The organism is Halorubrum sp. BV1, assembly GCF_000746205.1.
Taxonomy (GTDB): domain Archaea; phylum Halobacteriota; class Halobacteria; order Halobacteriales; family Haloferacaceae; genus Halorubrum.
This window is the reverse complement of record NZ_JQKV01000002.1, coordinates 254,392-274,991: the sequence shown is the minus strand read 5'-3', so window position 1 is coordinate 274,991 and position 20,600 is coordinate 254,392. Positions and strand designations below refer to the sequence as shown.

21 protein-coding genes are annotated in these 20,600 nt (G+C 68.0%); 10 read left to right on the top strand and 11 right to left on the bottom strand.

The window, feature by feature from the left end; translation table 11 throughout:
• Positions 1-68: 68 nt before the first annotated feature.
• Positions 69-1,430, bottom strand: coding sequence for an MFS transporter (locus EP28_RS05880; RefSeq protein ID WP_049983075.1), 1,362 nt, complete (start codon positions 1,428-1,430; stop codon positions 69-71).
• Between the two features lie 334 nt (positions 1,431-1,764).
• On the opposite strand from EP28_RS05880, the gene EP28_RS05875 reads away from it, so the two are divergent.
• The 5 genes from EP28_RS05875 to EP28_RS05855 all read left to right on the top strand — a co-directional run bounded on the left by EP28_RS05875 (position 1,765) and on the right by EP28_RS05855 (position 5,875).
• Positions 1,765-2,277, top strand: a complete 513-nt coding sequence (locus EP28_RS05875) for a universal stress protein (protein WP_049983074.1) — start codon at positions 1,765-1,767, stop codon at positions 2,275-2,277.
• A 151-nt stretch (positions 2,278-2,428) separates the two neighbouring features.
• Positions 2,429-3,547 carry an NAD(P)/FAD-dependent oxidoreductase gene (locus tag EP28_RS05870; protein WP_049983073.1) on the top strand — a complete coding sequence of 373 codons (1,119 nt, stop codon included), beginning with the start codon at positions 2,429-2,431 and terminating at the stop codon, positions 3,545-3,547.
• Positions 3,548-3,631: 84 nt separating this feature from the next.
• Entirely contained in the window at positions 3,632-4,552 is a 921-nt protein-coding gene (locus tag EP28_RS05865) for a DNA adenine methylase (protein ID WP_049983072.1), read from the top strand.
• Positions 4,553-4,613: 61 nt separating this feature from the next.
• The gene (locus EP28_RS05860) at positions 4,614-5,063 is read left to right on the top strand and encodes a universal stress protein (RefSeq protein ID WP_049983071.1); all 450 of its coding nucleotides are present in this window, start codon (positions 4,614-4,616) and stop codon (positions 5,061-5,063) included.
• The gene (locus EP28_RS05855; RefSeq protein WP_049983070.1) at positions 5,060-5,875 is read left to right on the top strand and encodes a DUF63 family protein; all 816 of its coding nucleotides are present in this window, start codon (positions 5,060-5,062) and stop codon (positions 5,873-5,875) included. The genes EP28_RS05860 and EP28_RS05855 overlap by 4 nt, the downstream gene beginning before the upstream one ends.
• 64 nt (positions 5,876-5,939) lie before the next feature.
• Here EP28_RS05855 and EP28_RS05850 read toward each other — a convergent pair whose 3' ends face one another.
• The 4 genes from EP28_RS05850 to EP28_RS05835 all read right to left on the bottom strand — a co-directional run bounded on the left by EP28_RS05850 (position 5,940) and on the right by EP28_RS05835 (position 8,954).
• On the bottom strand, positions 5,940-6,521 hold the full coding sequence (locus tag EP28_RS05850) for a DUF2150 family protein (protein ID WP_049983069.1): 582 nt from the start codon (positions 6,519-6,521) through the stop codon (positions 5,940-5,942).
• 94 nt (positions 6,522-6,615) lie between these two features.
• A complete protein-coding gene (locus tag EP28_RS05845; protein WP_049983068.1) occupies positions 6,616-7,464 on the bottom strand; it encodes a TatD family hydrolase in 849 nt (282 codons plus the stop codon).
• Between the two features lie 76 nt (positions 7,465-7,540).
• Positions 7,541-7,939 (bottom strand): hypothetical protein, encoded by a 399-nt coding sequence (locus EP28_RS05840; RefSeq protein ID WP_049983067.1) that lies wholly within the window; start codon positions 7,937-7,939, stop codon positions 7,541-7,543.
• 85 nt (positions 7,940-8,024) lie between these two features.
• Entirely contained in the window at positions 8,025-8,954 is a 930-nt protein-coding gene (locus tag EP28_RS05835; RefSeq protein WP_049983066.1) for a PLP-dependent cysteine synthase family protein, read from the bottom strand.
• A 166-nt stretch (positions 8,955-9,120) separates the two neighbouring features.
• On the opposite strand from EP28_RS05835, the gene EP28_RS05830 reads away from it, so the two are divergent.
• On the top strand, positions 9,121-9,504 hold the full coding sequence (locus tag EP28_RS05830) for a TlpA family protein disulfide reductase (RefSeq protein ID WP_049983609.1): 384 nt from the start codon (positions 9,121-9,123) through the stop codon (positions 9,502-9,504).
• Positions 9,505-9,536: 32 nt separating this feature from the next.
• On the opposite strand, the gene EP28_RS05825 is transcribed toward EP28_RS05830, so the two are convergent.
• Positions 9,537-10,520, bottom strand: a complete 984-nt coding sequence (locus EP28_RS05825) for an NOG1 family protein (RefSeq protein WP_049983065.1) — start codon at positions 10,518-10,520, stop codon at positions 9,537-9,539.
• Positions 10,521-10,748: 228 nt separating this feature from the next.
• Between EP28_RS05825 and EP28_RS05820 the strand changes: the two genes are divergently transcribed.
• The 3 genes from EP28_RS05820 (at position 10,749) to EP28_RS05810 (ending at position 13,310) form a co-directional block, all read left to right on the top strand.
• Complete coding sequence (locus EP28_RS05820) at positions 10,749-12,242, top strand: arginine/ornithine antiporter ArcD (RefSeq protein ID WP_049983064.1); 1,494 nt, start codon at positions 10,749-10,751, stop codon at positions 12,240-12,242.
• Positions 12,243-12,327: 85 nt separating this feature from the next.
• The gene (locus EP28_RS05815) at positions 12,328-12,900 is read left to right on the top strand and encodes a DUF2240 family protein (RefSeq protein ID WP_080506073.1); all 573 of its coding nucleotides are present in this window, start codon (positions 12,328-12,330) and stop codon (positions 12,898-12,900) included.
• Positions 12,900-13,310 (top strand): DUF7993 family protein, encoded by a 411-nt coding sequence (locus EP28_RS05810; protein WP_049983063.1) that lies wholly within the window; start codon positions 12,900-12,902, stop codon positions 13,308-13,310. The genes EP28_RS05815 and EP28_RS05810 overlap by 1 nt, the downstream gene beginning before the upstream one ends.
• A gap of 62 nt (positions 13,311-13,372) precedes the next feature.
• Here the strand turns inward: EP28_RS05810 and EP28_RS05805 are convergent, their stop codons facing one another.
• Positions 13,373-15,289, bottom strand: a complete 1,917-nt coding sequence (locus EP28_RS05805; RefSeq protein ID WP_049983062.1) for a methyl-accepting chemotaxis protein — start codon at positions 15,287-15,289, stop codon at positions 13,373-13,375.
• A 198-nt stretch (positions 15,290-15,487) separates the two neighbouring features.
• Between EP28_RS05805 and EP28_RS05800 the strand changes: the two genes are divergently transcribed.
• Positions 15,488-16,786 (top strand): DNA double-strand break repair nuclease NurA, encoded by a 1,299-nt coding sequence (locus EP28_RS05800; RefSeq protein ID WP_049983061.1) that lies wholly within the window; start codon positions 15,488-15,490, stop codon positions 16,784-16,786.
• Positions 16,787-16,857: 71 nt separating this feature from the next.
• Here the strand turns inward: EP28_RS05800 and EP28_RS05795 are convergent, their stop codons facing one another.
• The 4 genes from EP28_RS05795 to EP28_RS05780 all read right to left on the bottom strand — a co-directional run bounded on the left by EP28_RS05795 (position 16,858) and on the right by EP28_RS05780 (position 20,598).
• Positions 16,858-17,583, bottom strand: coding sequence for a CPBP family intramembrane glutamic endopeptidase (locus tag EP28_RS05795; protein WP_049983060.1), 726 nt, complete (start codon positions 17,581-17,583; stop codon positions 16,858-16,860).
• Positions 17,584-17,664: 81 nt separating this feature from the next.
• Positions 17,665-18,957, bottom strand: coding sequence for a hypothetical protein (locus EP28_RS05790; protein ID WP_049983059.1), 1,293 nt, complete (start codon positions 18,955-18,957; stop codon positions 17,665-17,667).
• Positions 18,958-19,017: 60 nt separating this feature from the next.
• Positions 19,018-19,635: a class I SAM-dependent methyltransferase gene (locus EP28_RS05785; protein ID WP_049983058.1), complete on the bottom strand. Its 618-nt coding sequence runs from the start codon at positions 19,633-19,635 to the stop codon at positions 19,018-19,020.
• A gap of 330 nt (positions 19,636-19,965) precedes the next feature.
• The gene (locus EP28_RS05780; protein ID WP_049983057.1) at positions 19,966-20,598 is read right to left on the bottom strand and encodes a hypothetical protein; all 633 of its coding nucleotides are present in this window, start codon (positions 20,596-20,598) and stop codon (positions 19,966-19,968) included.
• Positions 20,599-20,600 lie beyond the last annotated feature (2 nt).

The window sequence follows — 20,600 nt, the reverse complement described above, 5'->3', positions numbered from 1 at the left end:
CGGAGAGTGACCGACGGCGGAGGCCCGGCACGGCGGCGTGTACCCGCCGACCGGCAGTCGAGGAGCGATCAGTCCGCGGCTGTGCTCTCGTCGCCCCCGAGTCCCGCGTCGCCGGGGGGGCGCAACAGGAACGTGGCGAGTCCCGCGCCGATGGCAAGCGCACCGCCGAGCGCGAACGTCGGCTCCCAGCCGAACTCGGCGACGAGATAGCCGGCTACGGTCCCGGCGAAGACGCCGCCGCCGACCTTCGCCGTGTAGAGGGCCGCGTAGTTGCCCGAGGAGTTCCACGCGCCGTAGTAGTCCGCGACGATCGAGGGGAAGAACACGTACAGCGGCGACGAGAAGAACATCGCCGCCATCACGAGCGCGACGAACGGAATCCCCGCCTCGGCGCGGCCTGCACCGATGAGTCCGAGTCTGAATACGCCTGCGAGGACGAACGAGACGGCCATCACCCACATGCGGTCGAACCGGTCCGACGCCTCGCCGAGGATCATGCGCGAGACGCCGGCTGCGACGGGGAGAAGCGTCGCGGCGGCGGTCGCCACGACCGCGGCAAGCCCGAAGTGGTCGGCGAACCGCACGACGTTGGCGGTGACGATGAGGTCGGCTCCGGCGGTCGCGATGAACATGGCGTACAGGAGCCAGAACTGCCACGTCGAGAGCATCTCGCGGGTCCCGTAGTCGCGGCCGCGAAGCGACGCCGCCACGTCGCTGTCGTCGGTCGTTCCAGTGGACTCCGAGACGGCGTCGTCTTCGCAGTCCGCGACGTCGTCGCTGCCGTCGCTGTCGTCGCTGCCGTCGTCGAGCCAGTCGTCCGGCGGGTCTTGGAGGAGGTACGCGCCGACGAGCGTCACGAGGAGGATCGCGACGCCGAGGTTCCGGAGCACGTCGGCGTAGGCACCTACAGTAGCGTTCGCGCGGACGTACGGGACGACGAGCGCGCTCCCGCCCGCGAACGCCATCGTTCCGATGCCGGTGGTGAGGCCGGTGCGGTCGGGGAACCACTTGACGGCGGTGTTGACGGCGACCGTGTAGACGATCCCGACGCCGATCGCCCCGAGAGAGTACAACAGGTACAGCTGCCAGACCGCAGTCGCGTACGCGAGCCCGACGTAGCCGCCGCCGGCGAGAACAGCGGCGAGGAACGTCAACGCGCCCGGTCCGTGGCGGTCGCGCCACTTCCCCGCTGGGAACTGCGAGAGCGACTGGAAGACGACGTAAAACGAGAACACCGCGCCGAGCGCCGGCAGCGCGATGTCGAGGTTCGCCGCGAGCGGCTGCTCGATCGACGACCACACGTACTGGTACGGGCTCACTGCAGCCATCATCCCCGCCGCGGCGAGGATCTGCCACCACCGCGAGAAGCCGAGCGTGTCGGCCGCGCGGCGGGCGTAGTCGACGCCCCCGTCGGTTCCTCCGTCAGCCATCGGTTCGCTCCGTCGCGTCGGCGGTGTGTGTAGATATCATGTGACCTCCCGTGTACCGAGCCGCGTCGTTCCGGTACAAACCGACTCGCTAGTTAAAACGCGCCGTTCCAGTCGTTCTTGCCGTCGCGGCCGTGAACGGATGCGATGATGTCGGATCTCTCTCGGTTAGTCCGCAATCGTCGAACAATATCCGTGAGAAATTCTGCATCGGCCCTGATAGAGACATAGATAATGATAATCGTTTATCCTGTCGAAAACCGTTAAGAGGCGGCCGCTCCTACTCGAATTCGAGAGAAACCGGTGCTCGCCGACCGGCGAGACCGACACCGACACCATGTCAGCCGACTCAGACGCCTCCGACTCGACGAACAGCCCACCGACCGTCACGCACTCGCCAGCAGCCGCGCCCTCGGAGTCGGGCGCGGCCGGATCGCTCTTTGATCGCGTGCTCGTCGTCACCGCGGACACCGACGCCGGCCGCGCCGCGGTCGACGCCGGCGTCGAGGTCGCCGCGGCCCACGGCGCAAGCGTCGACGCGCTGTACGTCGTCGACACCACTGAACACTGGGACATGGCGGTCGAGCGACACGAACGCGAGGGCGAGACGCTCGTCGAGGCGGCCGAGTCGCGCGGCGCGGCGGTCGGCGTCGACGTGGACAAGTGGTTCCGGTACGGGACCGCCCACGAGGAGGTGCTCGATTTCGCCGCCGCACACGACGCCGACCTGATCGTCGTCGGCTCCGCGCGTCGGACCGGCCTCGATCGGCTCGTCCGCCCGGAGACGCTCCCGGTACGGGTCCAACGCGGGGCGTCGGCCCCCGTGTTAGTCGTCGGCGCCGACGACTGAGTCGGACGGGGACAGATCGGGTCGAGGACGGTCGGGTCGAGCGCAGAGTCGGCCCAAAATCCGCCGTCTGCCGGCGTCGGGATGACGCGGAGACTGGTGTGTGTCCTGCACCGACACCACCGGTTAAGTGAGTGTGACACGTACCACGGACGTGACTGAAATCGGCATCGTCGGCGCGGGCGCGGGCGCGGCGGCCGCAGCGTTCGCCCTCGCCGACGCGGCTCCCGACGCCGACGTGACAGTGCTCGAAAAGTCCGGCGGACTCTGTGGCCGCGCGGCCACCCGCCGACACGAAGACCTGACGTACGACTACGGCGCGAACTACCTGAAGTCGGACGACGACCGCGTCGTCGAACTTGTCACGGAGACGCTCGACGACGAGGGGCTCGTCGACGTCGACGAACCCGTGTACACCTTCGACGCCGACGGCGCGGTGTCGCCCGGCCGCGACGCCGACGAGCGAAAGTGGAGCTACCGGGGAGGCCTCACCCAGATCGCAAAGCGGCTGTTCGCGCGGACGGACGCGACCGTCCACCGCCGCACCCGCGTGGAGACGGTTCGTCGGGTAGAGAGCGACACTGCGACCGGCGACGCCGATACCGGCGGGGCCGGCGACACCGAGAGCGGCGAGGCCGGTGCTACGAACGGGAATGCTCGTTGGGAACTCGTCGACGCGACCGGAGAGACGTGGGGGCCGTTCGACCGACTCCTCATGAACCCGCCGGCACCGCAGACCGCGGACCTCCTCCGAACCGCGGAGTGGACGTCGCCGATCCGCGACCGGCTCGTCGACACCGTCTCGGACGTTGAGTACCGCACGGTATGGACCGCGGTGGCACGCTACCCGTTCGAACTCGACGTGCCCTACTACGGGCTTGTCAACGCCGACAAAGACCACGCCGTCGGCTGGATCTCCCGCGAAGAGTGCAAGGCGGGACACGTCCCCGACGGCGAGACGCTCCTCGTTGTGCAGGCGAACGACGACTGGTCTCGCGCGCACTACGACCGTGATCCCGCCGAAAACGCCGCCGAACTCGCCGAGCACGCCGCCGCGATCGTCGGAGACGACCGACTCGCCGACCCGGACTGGACGGACACGCAGGGGTGGCGCTACGCCCTGCCCGAGTCCGGAGTCGACACCGACCCGATCGACGCGGCGCGGGGGTCGGGACTGTACCTCATCGGCGACTGGGTCGCCGGCGAGCCGCGGCTCCACGCGGCGATCGGCAACGGGCTCGACGTTGGAGAGCGCGTCGCCGACAGTTTGTGACCCGATTCGCGGCGTCGCTCACCACGAGCCGTGTCGGCTCGCCCGAGACGTTTATCCGCGCCCGCGGACGACAGTCGACATCGCATGGCCGAGCCGATCCTGAAGTGGGCGGGCGGTAAGCGACAGCTGCTCGACGAGCTGTACGCCCGGTTCCCGGCCGACTACGACCGCTACCACGAGCCGTTCCTCGGCGGCGGCGCGGTCTTCTTCGATCTCGAACCCGCGAACGCGACCGTCAACGACGCGAACCCGCGGCTCGTCAACTTCTACGAACAGGTCCGCGACCAGCCGGAGGCGCTCGTCGAGCGATTGCGGTCGTTCGACGACCCCGCGGCCGACCCGGACCCCGACCTCCCGTACGCCGAGGAGACGGCGCGGGGACGGTCCGTCGAGAGCTACTACTACCAGCAGCGCGCGCGGTTCAACCGGCGACCGTACGAGGGAGAGTTCGACCCGCTAGAGGAGGCGGCGCTCCTGGTGTATCTCAACCGGACCTGCTACAACGGGCTCTACCGCGAGAACGCGGACGGCGGATTCAACGTGCCAGTGGGCCGGTACGCGAACCCGGACTGGGTACAGCGCGACCGGATTCGGGCGGCGAGCCGCGTGCTGGCCGACGCGTCGGTTCGGAACGACGACTTCGCGTACGTCCTCGACGCCGCCGATCCGGGCGATCTCGTCTACTTCGACCCGCCCTACGAGCCGATGAGCGCGACCGCGAGTTTTACAGAGTACAGCGCCGAGGGGTTCGACCGCGCGGACCAGACGCGGCTGCTCGACGTCGCGAGCGACCTCGACGACGCCGGGGTGTCGGTCGTGGTGAGCAACAGCGGAGTCATGTACGAACCGTACGCGGAGGCGGGGTTCAGCGTCGACGTCGAAGGCGCCACGCGCGCCATCAACAGCGACGGAGCGAACCGCGACGCGGTCGACGAGATCGTCGCGACGAACGTGTCTCCGAGCGAACGACGGACGGACGGTCAGCGAGAGCTTCCGGAGTTCTGATCCGCGGAGCCGTCGACCGCATGGGGCGGGCTTTTTCACCACCCGTGACGACGACTCGGGTATGACCGATCTCGACATCGACCTCGTCCTCGTCCCGGTCGACGGCAGCGAGGAGTCACACGAGGCGGTCGACTACGCGATCGCGGTCGCCGCCGAGTACGACGCGAGCGTCCACGCCCTGTACGTGCTCGACGAGGACGTGGTCCGCGCCATCGACCACGGCGTCGTCGACGAGGCCGACGTGGCCGACGACACCGAAGCGTTCACCGACTCCGTGGCTCGCCGCGCCGAGGCCGCGGGCGTCCCCCACAGCAACTCCATCGCGTACGGGTTCTCGATGAGCGTGAAGACCGTCCATCCCGGCAGCGTCGTCCTCGACACCGCAGAGGAGCTCGACTCCGACTTCATCGTCGTCCCGCGCGAGCCCGTCTCCGGCGACCCCGGTGAGGTGCTCGGGAAGGCGGCCGAGTACGTCCTCCTGTACGCGAGCCAGCCCGTCCTCTCCGTCTGATGGGCGGGCTTCCGCTCGTGCCCGCGGGGACGACGCTCCCGCCGCTGCCATATCTGATCGCCGTCTCGATCGTGGTCGGCGCGGTCGGCGCTGGCCTCGGCCGTCGCCGTCCGACCGTCACGGACCGACACGTCCTCGCGCTCGCTCCGTGGATGGCGCTCGGCTCCGCCACGCACGTATTGTACGTCGTCGACGCGCTCCCAGCGGTCCTCGCCCCGTTCGCCGGGTCGCCGACCGTCTACCTCACCGTCGGCTCGCTCGCCGGCGCGGCGTGGCTTGCGAGCGTCGCGATCCGGCCGCAGCGCGTGCCGACCGCCCTCGCCGCGAGCGGCGCATGTCTCCTCGCCCCGGTCGTCTTCGTCGCGCTCGCGACTGGCCTGTCGCCCGACGGCGCGTTCTGGTCCGGCGTGTCGCTGGCGCTGACGCTGCCGATAGCGGGCGTCGCGTGGGTCGGCCTCATTCGGCTCCGACCCGAGGCGGCCGTCACCGGCGGCGTCGGCGCGCTCGCGGTGTTCGCTCACGCGCTCGACGGCGTTTCGACCGCGATCGGCACGACGCAGCTCGGCTTCGGCGAGCGGACGCCCGTCTCGCGGCTCTTACTCGAACTCGGCGGGCTCCCCGCCGTACCCGTCCTCGGCGAGGGATGGCTGTTCCTGCTCGTCAAGCTCGTCGTCGCGAGCGTCGTGACGTGGCTGTTCGCGGCGTACGTCCGGGAGACGCCGACCGAGGGATTCCTGTTCTTGGGCTTCGTCGCGTCCGTGGGGCTCGGTCCCGCGGCGCACAATCTGCTGTTGTTCGCGGTCGCGGCGTGATCTCGACGACAGCGACGCTCGCGGGTGATAGAGCGGGCGAGAACAGCACAGAACCGATCGAGAGTTACTCGTCTTCTTCGACGACTTCCGGGTCCTCGATGGCCGACTGCAGTGAGTCGAGCCCGTTGACCCACTCGGAGACGAGCCCGTACTCGAGATCCTCGACGAGGTCGATATCGAGCGCTTCGCCGTCGATGACCCGAGTGCCGGCCTGCACGACGTAGCCGAGCGCGGCGTCGATGTCCTCTTCGGCCTCGGCGTCGGCTGCCGCGCGGACGAACTCGCTCACGTCGCCCTCGACGACGCCGCCGACGACGTACTCCTCGGCCGCGTAGAAGACGGGGACGAGCGAGGTCTGGACGCCGTCGATCAGCATGACCTTGTCCTCGTCGTCGAACGAGACCTCCGCGAGGACGATCTCGCGGATGTCATGGATCTCGGAAACCGCGCGGTCCTCGCCGATGCGGTCGTCGTCGTACGCCGCGAGCACCTTCACGACGGCGATCGCCGCGTCGTCTTGCAGGTTCAACAGGAGCCGTGCCGAGTCCTCGTTCTCGGGGTCGAGCTCTTCTTCCTCTAACCTGTCGAGCCAGTTCTGCCAGCGTTCGTCGGTATAGAACGTTTCGACGGCGTCGTCGTCGGTCATACCGCGTACGTCGCTCGGATTACTCAAATGCCTTTCCTATCGATCGTCCCGCGAGACGGCCTCACACCCGCTCGACGGCGGGATTTTTCGGAGATCACTGAAGCGTGGCCTCGGTGTCGATCCCGTAGACCGCGGCAGGGGTCTCGACGTGCGCACGCCGGACCGCCTCGTCGTACCCCCGTTCGAGGAGCCAGCGGACTCGCCGCGGGACGGTTTTCGGGCCGAGCACCATCCCGGGGCGGTCGGGGTCGTCGACGAAGTCCGTCTCCATCAGGAAGGGCTCGCCCGACTCCGCAGCCCGTTCGAGCCGATCCTTGTCACTCATCACGCTCGGCGTCGCCCCCGACAGTTCGCCGGCCGCGTAGTGTTTCACGACGCGTTCGGGGTCCATCCCGGACTCTGCCGCGACGGCGGCCAGATCGGTCAGGTCTTCGGTGGCTTCGGTGTGAAGCTGTACGGCGCAGTCGCACTCGGCTCCTAGTTCGAACGCGCGTCTCGTCACGCCGTTCGAGGCCGTCCACACCGCGTCGCTCACGTCGTAGTGCGGGCGTCCGGACTTGAGCGCGAGCGCAGCGCCGTCGGCGACGAACTCGCTCGCGACCTCCAGTCCGCCCTGCATGAGGTCCCGCGCCTCGCCGGGCGTGAATCCCCGATCGTCGACGAGTCGGTCGATCAGTCCGGGGTGGACGCCGAGGACGGGCCACGCCCGACCGGGAAGTACCTCCGTCGCGCGCTCGACCACGTCTATCGTCTCCTCGAAGACGGGGGTGAAATCGTCGGGCTCGTCGGGCTCGACCCCGAGGAGCCACGAGGGCTTGTTCACCACGAGCAGGTGGGTGCCGCCGAGCCGGGCGAACTCTTCGACGGCCTCGATCCCGCGACCGTGGCGCGGGTCGAGGTGGAGGTGATTATCGAGCACGGGAACATCGAGGTCGTCGGTCATGTGTCGAAAGGGGACCGGGCGGCGGTTATATACACCGACCGCGATGAGGCGATTCGGACGCACGAGAGCGGCGCAGCTACGAGGGGCCGGAGAGGAGCGCCGCGTCGTCGGGCTTCAGCCACTCGCGGTGCGCGTAGTAGACGACCGCCACCGGCGGAGCCGAAAGCGCGACGAGCGCGTACGGCCACTTGAAGAGACCGAGATCCGCAACGTTCCGCTCGGCGAGCGAGAGGGCGTCGAGGAGGATCGCCGCGGTCACGAGCGGGGCGAGGAGGTACCCGTGGGTGAAGGCGGCCGCGGCCCCGGCAGGGCTGCCGGCGGCCAACAGCACTCGGTCGAGCCCGTACGCGACCGACCATCCCACGAGAGCGACCGCGAGGAACCGAAGCCACGGACCGTCGAACCGCCGATCCGCGGCGTCGTCGCCCGGACCGCCATCGGGATCATCAGGCGTCGATTCGGCGCGCGTGTGCACGCCCTCTGTGAGGGGCCGAACGGTAATCAACGCCCGGATGGGCGAGAGACGAGTACCGAGACGGTCGCGGCGACCGGACCGCCGGTCACTCCGCCGACGGCTCGTCGAAGGTGCCGGCCGTGAGGTACCGCTCGCCGCTGTCCCAGAAGACGGTGACGACGAGCGGCTCCTCGCCGGCGTACGCGCCGGAGTCGCGGAGTTCGGTCGCGACGTCCTTGGCCGCGAGGTTCGAGGCCCCGGAAGACTGTCCGACGAGTATTCCCTCCTCGCGCGCGAGCCGGCGGCACTCGGCTTCCGCGTCCTCGATGTCGACCGTGTGGATCGTATCGAGGAGGTCGGTGTCGAGGTTCGGCGAGACGAACCCGGGACCCATTCCTTGGAAGTCGTCGACGCCCGGCTCGCCGCCGGAGAGGACGGCGTTGTCGCTGGGCTCGACCGCGTCGATCCGCACGTCGGGGAACGCCTCGCGGAGCCGGCGTCCGGTCCCCGTGATCGTGCCGCCGGTGCCGACGCCGGCGACGAGCGCGTCGACGGTGCGGTCGCCGACCTGATCGAGGACTTCCGGGCCGGTCGTCTCGTAGTGGGCGCGGGGATTGGCGGGGTTCTCGAACTGCCGGAGCTGGACCATCCCCTCGTCGCGCTCCAGTTCGTCCGCCCGGTCTTTCGCCGCGGAGATGTCACCGTCGACGAGTTCGACGGTCGCCCCGTACGCGCGCATGAGCCGGCGGCGCTCGACAGACTTCCCCTCGGGGATGACGAGCGTCACGTCGTATCCCTTCACCGCGCCGACCACCGCCAGCCCGATACCGGTGTTACCGGAGGTGGGCTCGACGATGCCGTCGCCGGGCTTCAGGCCGCCGGCCTCCTCGGCCGCCTCCACCATGTACAGCGCGGGCCGGTCCTTCGCCGATCCGCCCGGGTTGCGCGATTCGAGCTTCGCGGCCACCGTCGTCTCCGACGGGGAGTCCACGCGCACGAGCGGCGACCCCAGCCCGTCGAGAACGTCGTCGTTCATTACCCGACCGAAGACGGCCGACGCTCAAATGTTCGGCGGACTCCGGCAAGAGACGCGCGCGACGGAGACGAGCACCCCGGTCGCGGCGAGCGGACCAGTCGGGCTGTCGCCGTGGATCGTTGCCACCGGCGCGTCGTTTACAAGCGCTGGCGACGTAGCAGGCCCCATGACGCTCGAAACGCTCTCTCCCGGCGACGCGAACATCGATGGGCTCGACCAGGCAGTTATCGACGCGCTCGCGGCCGACGACTACCGGTTCAAGGTGTGGGGCGGCGACTGGTGTGGCGACTGTCAACAGCAGCTGCCGGCGTTTGCCGCCGCGCTCGACGCCGCCAGCGTTTCCGACGACCGGATCGATGAGTTCCCGGTCACGAAGGGACCGGACGGGAAAGAGGGGCCGCAGGTGGAGGCGTACGAGATCGATCGCATCCCGACGGTCGTCGTCGAGACGCCGAACGGCGAGGAAGTCGCTCGGTTCGTCGAGGAGGCCGAGGGATCGATCGCCGAGGAACTCGCGCGACAGCTCGCGGACGCACCCGTCTCGCGATAAGCGACTCGCGACTCGGCCGTCACCGGGACGACTTACTCGCCGTCTCGCGTCGGCAGGTCCGGCTCGAAGGCGGCCGCCTCGACGGCCATGTCGAGGACGTCGTCGACGTTCTCGTCTTCGGTGACGCTCATCGTCGCGTCGACGGACTCCGCTTTGACCGCGTCGTACCGGTCGTGTTTGTTCGCCACGGTGAGGAACGGGACGGCCTCGCCGAACAGCTCGCGGACCTCCTCGCGGAGTTCGAGTTGGACGTCGAGCGGATAGCCGCAGTCGCCGGACGGGTCGAGCATGAAGACGACGACATCGGCGAGGTGCTCTAAGGCGCTCACCGCCTGTCGCTCGATGTCGTTTCGCTCGTCGGCCGGCCGGTCGAGCAGCCCGGGGGTGTCGACGATCTGGTATCGGATGTGGTTCCGCTCGAAGTGCCCGATCTGCACGCCCTTGGTCGTGAACGGATACTCCGCGATCTCGTTGGACGCGCGGGTGACGCGGTTGACGAACGACGACTTCCCGACGTTCGGGTAGCCGGCGATCACGATGGCGGGCTCGTCGGGCCGGACGTCCGGGAGCACCTTCAGCTGGTCGCGCGAGTCGCCTATGTATCGCAGGTCGTCTTCGATCTGGTCCATCACGTCCGCCATGCGCGCGAACGCCTGTTTGCGGTGCTTGCGCGCGGTGTCGACGTCGGAGTTGCGGATCTTGGAGGTGTACTCGTCGCGCAGATCCTCTATCTGTCTGCTCGCCCACATCACCTGCGAGAGCGCCTGCCGGAGGCGGTCGACGTCGACGATGGCGTCGGCCAGCTCGTAGTAGAAGGGGTCGACGTCGAATCCGAAGTCGGGCCACGAGACGACGACGTTCTCCAAGTTGTCCGAGAGCACGTTGCCGGCGGTCCGCAGCATCGATTCTTGCGCCTCGTGGCCGCGCTTGGCGCGGCCGGCGCGCGCCGCCCGCGAGAACGCCTTGTCGACGAGTTCCTCCGAGCGGGGCGTCGTCGGGAGGCCCTCAAATATCATGTTGGTCACTCTTGCCCACCGACGCGTATAAGACCGTCCGTTCGTCCATCGGCGCGACACGGCGGCACACGGTCAGATGCGGTAAGATAGCTCGTACGGCGGACCGCGGGGACGCCTCAGCGACCGGACCGCAGTTCTGAACCGATCGCGACGACGCGCATGAACGATTGTTATACTTTACACGCATATTTCGAGATATATTTATGCTTCAAAAGAATATCTGTGGCCATGACAGACGCGTTTACCCCAACCACGTACGACGACCTCGACCCGGATCGCCGACCCAGCCTCGCGGCGGCGCTGCTACCGATCGTCGCCGTCGTGGCGTTTCTCGGCGTCGGGTCGGCCGTGCTGGGGCTCGACCCGCACGCCCCGCTGCTCTGGAGTATCGCCGCGGTCGGCGGGTTCGGTCTCTGGCTCGGCTACGACTGGGACGAGCTGTTCGACGGTATCGCGAACGGGCTCGTGATGGGCCTGCAGGCGTTGTTGATCATCTTCACGATCTACGGGCTGATCGCCACGTGGGTCAGCGCCGGCACGATTCCAGGGCTGATGTACTACGGACTGGAGGTCCTCTCGCCGGCGACGTTCCTCCCCGCGGCCGCGGTCGTCGCCGCCGTCGTCGCGTTCGCTATCGGCTCCTCGTGGACCACCGTGGGCACGCTCGGCGTCGCGTTCGTGGGAATCGGCGCGGGGCTCGGCGTCCCTGCACCGATGACGGTCGGAGCGGTGCTCTCCGGGGCGTACGCGGGCGACAAGCAGTCGCCGCTCTCTGACACGACGAACCTCGCCGCGGGCGTGACGAACACCGACCTGTACGCGCACATCCGGCGGATGCGGACCGGTACGGTCGCCGCCTTCGGGGTCGCAGTCCTCGGATTCCTCGCGCTCGGCCTCCGCGCGAGCGGCGAGATCCCGGCCGGTCGGATCGCAGAAATTCAGGGCGCACTCGGCGAGACGTACGCGATCACGGTCGTCGCGTTCGTCCCGCTCGCCGTCACCTTCGGACTGGCGCTTCGCGGGTATGCCGCGCTCCCGACGCTCGTCGCCGGCGTCTTCGCCGGCGTGTTCACGACGGTCCTCGTGCAGGGGGCCGGCTTCGTCGCCGCGTGGGACACGTTCATGTACGGGACCGCCCCCGAATCGGGCTCCGACCTGGTGAACGACCTGCTCGCGACGGGCGGACTCACCGGCTCGGCGTGGACGATCACGGTCGTCGTCGCCGCGCTGTCGCTCGGCGGCATACTGGAGCGCACGGGAGTTCTCGCGGTGATCGCCCACGCGTTCACGTCGGCCGTCCGGAGCGCGGGCGTCCTCGTGGCCGGAACGGGGGTCTCGGCGATCGTCATCAACGCGCTCACCGCTCAACAGTACATGAGCATCGTCCTCCCGAGCGTCACGCTCCGAAACACCTACGACGAGTTCGCGCTCGACAGCGACCAGCTCTCCCGCGCAGTTGAGGCGGCCGGAACGCCGACCGGCGCGCTGTTCCCGTGGCACGCCGGCGCGGTGTACATGACCGGCGTCACCGGCGTCCCGACGCTTGAGTACGCACCGTATTTTTTGTTCGCGTTCTTGTCGCCGCTCGCGCTGTTCGCGATGGCGGCGACCGGCCACACGATCGAGTCGACGCCGACCGCGGACGCAGTCGAGACGTCGGTCGAGGACCCGCCCCGCTCGGGGGAAACGGGAGCCGCCGGAGCCGCGACGGACGACGACTGACGGCCCGGACCGGTCGAGCCGGGGGGCCGGTCGCCACACCCGCGGTTCGGTAGGTTTACCGCCGTCGCTACACCCCAGTTCGAACATGAGCCTAGAGGTCGCCGTCGCCGCCCCGTTCAAACAGCGAGCGAAAGAGCGGCTGGGCGAAGGCGAGTTCGTCGTCGCGCTGTCGCTCGATCGCGACTGGTTCTCGCCGGACCAGGCGAAGCGGCTCGTCGACGTCGCCGTCGGCCGCGGGCTCCTCGACGCGGTCGACGGCGACCTCGTGACGCAGTTCGACCCCGACGACGTGGTGATTCCGGAGGGATTCACGCCCGACGAGTCCATCCTCCGCGAGCAGTCCACCTTCGAGACTGCGCTCGACGCGATCGTCTCCGCGGGCGTCGAAAAACAGCGCGCGGTCGCCGGCATCAACGAGCGCCAGCGGACGCTCGCGGTCACCATCGAGGCCGCCGCGGTGCTGTACGCGAAAGAGCACGGTGCTCCGGTCGAGCGTCTCGCGGCCGACGTCCGAGACAACCTCGCAGAAGGCAACGGTGGAGGCGGCGAGGAGGAGAAAGCGAACGGCGGTACCGAGGAGAAAGCGAACGGCGGTACCGAGGAGAAAGCGAACGGCGGTACCGAGGACGGAGCGGACGAACCGACGGGGGGCGCGTGATGGTCTCGGACCGCCTGACCGACGGCGTCCGGATCGCACAGCTCCTCGCCTCCGAGGTCTCGGGCGACGGGGGGCGGCTTCGCGACCTCGCGCTCGCGGACGCCGACCCCGACGTGGAGCCGACGGCCGACGGCGCGCTCGCCTATCGGATCGGTCTGGACGCCGGGGACGGACGCGATCCAACGCCCGTCGCAGACGTGTACGTCCAGCCCGACCGCGTTCGGATAGAGTTTCGGGCGGCCGTCGAGAACGCGGCCGACGCGGCGGCGGACGCGGATCTCCGCGTCAGACCGAAGGCGGTTCGACCGCCGCGAACGCTGGTGTTCGTGGCGGACGGCGCGCAGGTCAAGCGCGTGCTGCCGGTGTTTTCGGCCGTCGTCGACGCGGAGCGAAAAACGAGCGCGGAGTGAATGCGGGAGTGGAGTAAAAAACGAGCGTCGATTCGAGCCGGAGTCGGCCGCGATCTGCTCTCTTAGTCGGACTGCCCGCCGTCACCCATCGCGACGGTGCGCGTCCCGGTCGCTGTCGGGTCGTCGGGCGACTCCGATCCGACGTCGAACTTCCGGAGGAGCGCCCGGAGCCGATCGGCCTGTTCGGCGAGCGACCCGGCCTCCGCGGTCGCCTGCGACATGGCGGCGAGCTGTTCGTCTGCCGCCTCGCTGACGTCGTCAGCCTCGTCGGCGGTCGAGCGGCTGATCCCCGCCACCTCCTCGACCATCGACACCGTCTCCTCGGTGCTCGCGGCCTGATCGTCCGTCGCCTTGCTGATCTCGCGGATCCCGTCGTCGGTCTCGCCCGCGTTGTCCGCCACCTCGGCGAAGGCGTCTGCGGCGTCCCTGACGGCCTCGGCACCCTCTTCCATGTGCTCCTCGGCGGTCCGGACCTCATCGACCGTCGCCTGCGTCTGCGCCTGCGTGCCGGCGATGAGCTCTTCTATCTCTTGGGCCGCCTCTTGGGTCTCTTCGGCGAGCTGTTTCACCTCGTCGGCGACGACGGCGAATCCGTCGCTTCCGCCGCCGGTGCCGCCGGCCCGCGCGGCCTCGATGTTCGCGTTCAACGCGAGCAGGTTCGTCTGCTCCGCGATGTCGCTTATCAGGTCGACGATCTCACCGATGTCCTCCATCCGCTCGTCGAGGACTCTGACCTTTTCTGCCGTCTCGTCTATCGCGTCCTGTGACCCTCGGACGCTGTCGATCGCCTCGCTCGCGGTGTCCTGTCCCTTGTCGGCGATCGACGCCGTCTGCTGGGCCGCGTCCGCGACGGTCTCCGTCGAGGACGCGACCTCTTCGATGGTCGCAGAGAGGTTGTTCATCTCGCCAGAGACCTGTTCGAGCATCTCGCGCTGCTCGTCGGCTCCCTCGGCGATCTCCGTGACGGACCGGCTCACGTCTTCGCTGCGCGCCTCGGCCGTGTTCACGCCATCGACCGTCTTTTCGCTGGCCGCGGACACCTCGCCGGCGAACGACTGGACGTCCTGCATCGTCGTCTCGATCTCGTCCATCATCTCGTTGAACGCGGAACCGATCTGCTCCATGGCCTCGCTCTCGCTTTCGGCGTCCAACCGGACCGTGAGGTCGCCGTCGGCCGCGAGGTCCATCACCGCGCTGTAGTCGTCGGCCTTGGCTTCGAGGTGCTGATTGAGCCACTCGACCTCCTCGCGGCGCTTTTCCACCTCCGCTTTCGCCTCTTCTACGTCCTGTATCTCCGATTTCTGCTCTGCGACGAGGTCGAGTTGGCGCTGCGCCTCCTCGCGCGACTTCTCGATGGAGTACCAGTTGACGATCAGCGCACCCACGAGCCCGAGGACAAAGAACGCGTGAATGCCGCCCCAGATGATCGGGTTCTCGATCGCCGCGGTGTGGTTGTAGACGAGGCTCGAATCGATCAGGCTGAACGCGCCGTGACCGATCGCCACGTATCCGACGCCGACGGCGAACGGGACCCAGTCCTCGTACAGCGCGATCACCGCGACGAACACGAAGAAGCTGAAGTGCGCCTCGATGTAACCGCCCGATAGCTTCACCAACACCATCGAGACGGACATGAGGCTCAACGTCGTGAGCACCGTCCGCTGGCGTCGGCTGAACCGGGAGACGTTTGCCAGCCCCGCGGTGCCGAGGATGACTGCGGCGAAGCCGCCGAGCATCCACAGCGGCGTCGCGGGGATCTGCGCCCCGGTGATCGATTCGGTTCCGCTGTACAGCCCCAGGGCGATGAGGAGCGGCACCTGCACCGCGATCAGAATCATGATGTTCCGGTGGCGCGGCCGCCACATCTCCTCGGGCATCGAGCTTCCGTCCGGAATGTACCTGACAATCTCGCGTAACTTCTCGGCTGCCCCCTGTGGTTGGTTGGTCGTCGTTTCCGACGCGACTCCTGACTCTGCCATAGAGTGACCTCCACCGATTCCGGCAAAGAAGGTTCTCCCCCGAATATCTCCGCTGATACTGCTAGAGCCGCTCTCTCGCCGACAGGCGGCCGGACCGACGCCGATCGGCTCCCGTCCGGGATGTTCCGTGTCGTCTTCCGCCGATTTCCCGCCTCCCTCAGCGAACGATTTTAAGACCGGTCGGGCCGGAGTACACCCGTGACGCTCGATCCGATCCACGTCGAGAACATCGCGCGGCTCGCGTACGGCATCGCGAGCGACGTGGACACGACCGACCACGACGACCTCGCGGGAACGGTGTGGGACGAGTGGCTACCCGACCTCCGCCGCGACGGCCGCACCGTGATCGAGCCTGTCGACGACCACGAGCGACGGCGCGCGCCGATCGACGACGCCGCGCTCGCCGAGCGTCCGTTCGAGACGGTCCACGGGCTCGACTCCGGGACGATCAACCCCACGACGTTCAAGAACGGGCTCGTCGTTGACGTGGCTCACGCCGCGATGGCGAGCGAGCCGACGGACCTCGACCTCCACCGCGACCGCACCATCGTCGCGACCGTCCACGCGGGCGACTCGACCGCCGACTTCGACGGGGACTGGACTGAGCGCGACGAGGGCCACACCCGCCAGCGCGTGCTCCACGCGCCGCGGGTGAACCGGTACGCCGAAGGCGTCGTCCACGCGCTCGCCTTATACCTCGCCGAGGGAACCCACGCGCTCGAACACGCCGACCGCGTCGACGAACTCCTCGTTCTCGACGGTCCCATCTACCCCAAAGAGCTGTTCACGTGGGACGACCGCAATCCCGAACTCGGCGCGCTCGCCCGCGAGGCGAAGCCGCGCGCGGTCGTCGAGAACTACGTCCGGCTCGTCGAACGGTTCGTCGAGCGGGACGTGCCGCTCGTCGGCTTCGTAAAGAACCCGTCAAGCGGAACGATCGTGCGCGCGCTCGCCGGCAACGGCGTCGAGCCGCCGTGGCCCGACGACACCGCGCTTTTCACCCGGTTGCTGGAGCGACGAGCCGCCGACGGACCCGCGGACGCCAGCGGAGCCGGCGGGTCCGGCGCCGACCTTGACGCGAGCGGTGATCGCGTCGACGACGAACTCACCTTCACCACTTGGTTTCACAGCCGCGGCGGGGCCGACGAGACGATGGCCGCCGACCGCGACGCGCTCGGCATCGACCGCGAGTTCGACCCCGAACTGTACGAGCCGACGTTTATGATCCTTTACGACCCGCGAACCGACGTGACGTACAAGCTGGAAGCCCCGTACGCGTTCATCCGCGACGGAGACGTCCGCGAGCGGCTCACCCGGCAGGTGCTCGCCGACGTGGCGGCGTCTCGCGGGCCGCCGGCAGCCGTAGCGAAGGCCGACGAGTTGGCCCGGATCGCGGCCACGGAGAAGTCTGCGCTCAGGCGGGCGTTCGAGGACCGATTCGACAGCGAGCAGCAGTCGACCTACGACGACCACCGGTGGGGGAAAACTCCGTTGTGATGCCCTTGTGAGCTGTTCACAACGCGCCCGCACGCCTACGACGCACTCGCATCACCGCGGCGCGTCTCACGTCACAGCGCGCCCCAGAGCAGGCCCGCGAAGATGATCGCGTTGTACAGCCCGTGGGCGAGTCCGGGAACCAGCACGTTCTCCGTCCGCTCGTAGAGCACACCGAGGACCGTGCCGAGAACGATCGTCACCCCCATGTACGCGACCTGCTCGGGGACGGTCCCCTCGACGCTCCCGTGGAGCGCGCCGAACATCACGGCCGCGATCACGATCGCCGGCGCGGCGTCGAACGAGCGCCGCAGCCCGCCTTGGACGACACCGCGAAGCAGCAGCTCTTCCGCCGGCCCGACGAGCAGGATCGAGACGACGACCATCGCGGCGTAGTACGCGACCGGGTCGCCGGCGGCCACCGTCGCCGGGTTCCGCCCCGTCCCGAGCCCGACCGATCGGAGCCCGAACAACAGCCCGACTTGAAGCCCGTAGAGGAGGACGGCGCCACCGGCAACGATCCCGATCTCGCGGGCCGACGGCCACGAGGCCGAGACGAGCGCGCGCTGGTCCGTTATCACCAGATACCCGAGTACGCCGGGGAGGAACCCGGCGAAGCTCACGGCGGTCTGGAGGAGAGAGAACGCGTTCGTGTCCGCGGCGACGACGCCGACTCGCAGCGCCAGCGACGTGACCAACTGCGTGATCAGGCTGGTAAGGACGAGCGCGAACACGAGCGCGAACACCGCGCTCGCAACGTGGACCAGTCGGTCGACCGAAACCGGGAGGTCGTCCGTCATTGGTGCCCGTTGGGCACACGACGTGTTAGGCGCTCCGGAACCGCTCGCCCGGTCCGCCTCTCGGTACTCGCGGAGCCCGATTCAGGACCGCTCGATCCGCAGTTCGCGCTTGTCGGCCACGGCGTCGGCCTCCGGAAAGTCGCCGCCGCCGAGTACCCCCCGGGCCGCCTTCTTCCCCCACTCGACCGCCGGCTGCGTGAACGTCGAGACGCTCGCCAGCTCGCCGTAGAGCACGCAGGCGGCCTCCATGCCGTACAGCAGTTCGCCGAGACTCCGTTCGTCGACCCGGTCGATCTCGACGCGGATGTTCGGCACGTCTGCGGCCGCGAGGCTCGCCTCCGTCGCCTCGAACTCCGCGTCGAGCAGATCGCCGAGCGACGAGCCGCCGAGGTACGCGAGCCCGTCGAGGTCGGTCTCCGGGATCGCCGTCTCCGCCCGTTCCGTGGGTCGGATAAGGGAGACGAGCTTGTCCGGGGGACCGGCGCGGTACAACTGTAGCTGGGAGTGCTGGTCGGTCGCGCCCAGCGCGCGGGCCGGCGTCTGTCCGAGACCGTCTTTGCCCAGACTCTCCGCCCACAACTGGGCGAACCACTCGGCGAACGTCTCCAGCGACTCGGCGTACGGCATCACGGCGTTCGTGAGCGCACCGCGCTCGGCCAGCGCGTACGCGACCGCACCGTACGCGTACGCGGGCGACTCGTACAGCGAGCCTGCGAGCGCGTCCATCCCGTCTCGACCGCCGGCGAGCACTGCCTCGATGTCGTGGCCCTGCAGCGCCGGCACGGTGAGCCCGACCGTCGAAAGCGCGGTGAACCGCCCCGGAACCCCGTCGGGAACGTCGAGCGCCGGCAGGCCGTGCTCGTCGGCCAGCGATCGGAGGTTCCCCTCCTCTCCGGTCGTGACGATGGTCCGTTCGGTCCAGTCGACGTCCGCTTCGGTCATGGCGTCGCGAACGACGAGGAAGTTCGCGAGCGTCTCGGCGGTCGTTCCCGACTTGGACACGACGTTGACGACCGTCTCAGAGAGCGGCAGGTCCGCGAGCAGCGTCTCGACCGCGTCCGGATCGACGTTGTCGAGGAAGTACGCGTCGACGTCGCTCTCCAGCGCGTCCGCGATCGCCGCCGCGCCGAGCGCGCTCCCGCCGATGCCGACCGTGAGTACGGCCGCGGGGCGGTCAAACTGCTCTGCCACCGCACGGATCTCCGCCGGATCCGTCGTCTCCGGGAGCGTCAGTGCGGCGTATCCGAACTCGTCTGAGTCCATGCCGGCCGTGATCCGGTCGTGTGCGTCTGCGACGCGGTCGTCGAGTCGGTCGAGCGTCTCATTCGTGACGCCCGGTGTCGTCTCTACCGTGTTGCCGAGGTCGACATCCATACCTCACGTGGCGGGCGACTGGGACTTAAGCGTGGGTTTCTCCCCGAAGCACCGCGATTCCTACTCGGACGTCCGAAAGGTTCGCGTGGTGTCTCTGTCGCCGTGGACGACGTCGACTTCCACGAGACCCAGCGAGGTGAAGATTCGGTTCCAGTCGCGGTAGTACAGCGGGGTGTCCTCGTCGACGTAGTTCACGTCCGAGTCAGACGACGCATCGCCCACCGGGTCCTCGATCTCCGCCGTGACGAGGACGGCGTCGGTGATTCGAGCCACCTCTTCGAAGACCCATTCGACATCCGGATGGAGGTGTTGTAGCGTTTCGACAGAATACACCGCGTCGAACTGTCCGTCGTCGAAGTCCTCGATGACCTCCTCTATCGGGCCGCAGTGAAACGTTCCGTCCGCGGCGAGCGCGGGATAGGTCTCCCGCATGGTGTCGAACGCCCCGGCGTCGATATCGACACCTGTGAGGTTCTCGAAGCCGTCGTCGGCGAGATGCTTCAGATGACGGCCAGACCCACACCCGAGTTCGAGGACGGCTGCGTCGCGAGAGAGGTGTTCGGAGAGAGTATCGCGAATCACCGTGCTCGTCTCGTTTGGGCCGTAATGCGCGTAGTAGGCCGGTGAGTATTCGCCCGCCCGGTCTGTCCACGTGTTTCGGACGGAATGGAGATCCACACGTAGCAACGTGGGTACCGATGTAAAACGCCGTCGGACGCCGTTGCTGAGTGCAGGGGATGTAACGCGGGAACGGCGTTATTTGTTCACCTAGATAAGATAACAACAAACGCCCACGAACTACACACGGTCACTTCGAGAAGTAATTCCGGTCGGCGGCGGGTTCGTCGCGACGGCGACCACTCGCGCGGGCCGACTCGCCTCGCCGCGGCCACTTGGCGGGCTCCCAGACGTTCTCGGCTCCCACCGGAGTCGTTGCCACCACGGACCTGTTTTAAAAAAAAAGATATCGCACACTGCGGTCCGACGCGAAACGCTGTTCGAAGGCCGCTACTTCTTCACACGCATCAGGTACAGCAGCGTGAGAAAGACGTCTCTCGCCGGGGCGTCGTCCGTGAACTCGACCGAGATGCGATCTGATCCCAGTGCAAAGAACACGAGGAAATTGAAATAAAACGGCGTGTCGACAGTCCCGACTTCCTCGCCGTCAGCCGTCGTGATCGCGTTCGTCTGTGACAGCCGAAAGCGCGTGAGACGCTGGTTGAGATACGACCGGACCCGGCTGTTCACGTCGAACTCGTGTGTGACTTCCTCCGTCTCCGGGTCTTTGATCTGCCAAGACTGGTTCGAGATGCTGAACGAACTGTACTCATAGAGCGCGATCGGCTGGTCGGTACCCGCGTCGTAGAGCGTGTAGTTCCCACCGAGCAGGCCGTCTTTCTCGATCCGGTGAACGATGGTTCCGTCTGGAGTCGAGACCGGATACGCGATGTTCGTGTCGGTGTCCATCTCCGCGTCGTCGACGGTGTTGAACTCCAGAATCGTCTGGCCGTCGGGGCGCTCGACCGAGGCGGTCGTCGAGAGCGGATTAGGAACGTACGTGCACGTTTCCGGGATGTGAGACAGTTCCGTCGCCAATGCCTCTGCGTCGCTGCCTCCGATAGTGGTGTCGTGGCGTGTCATAG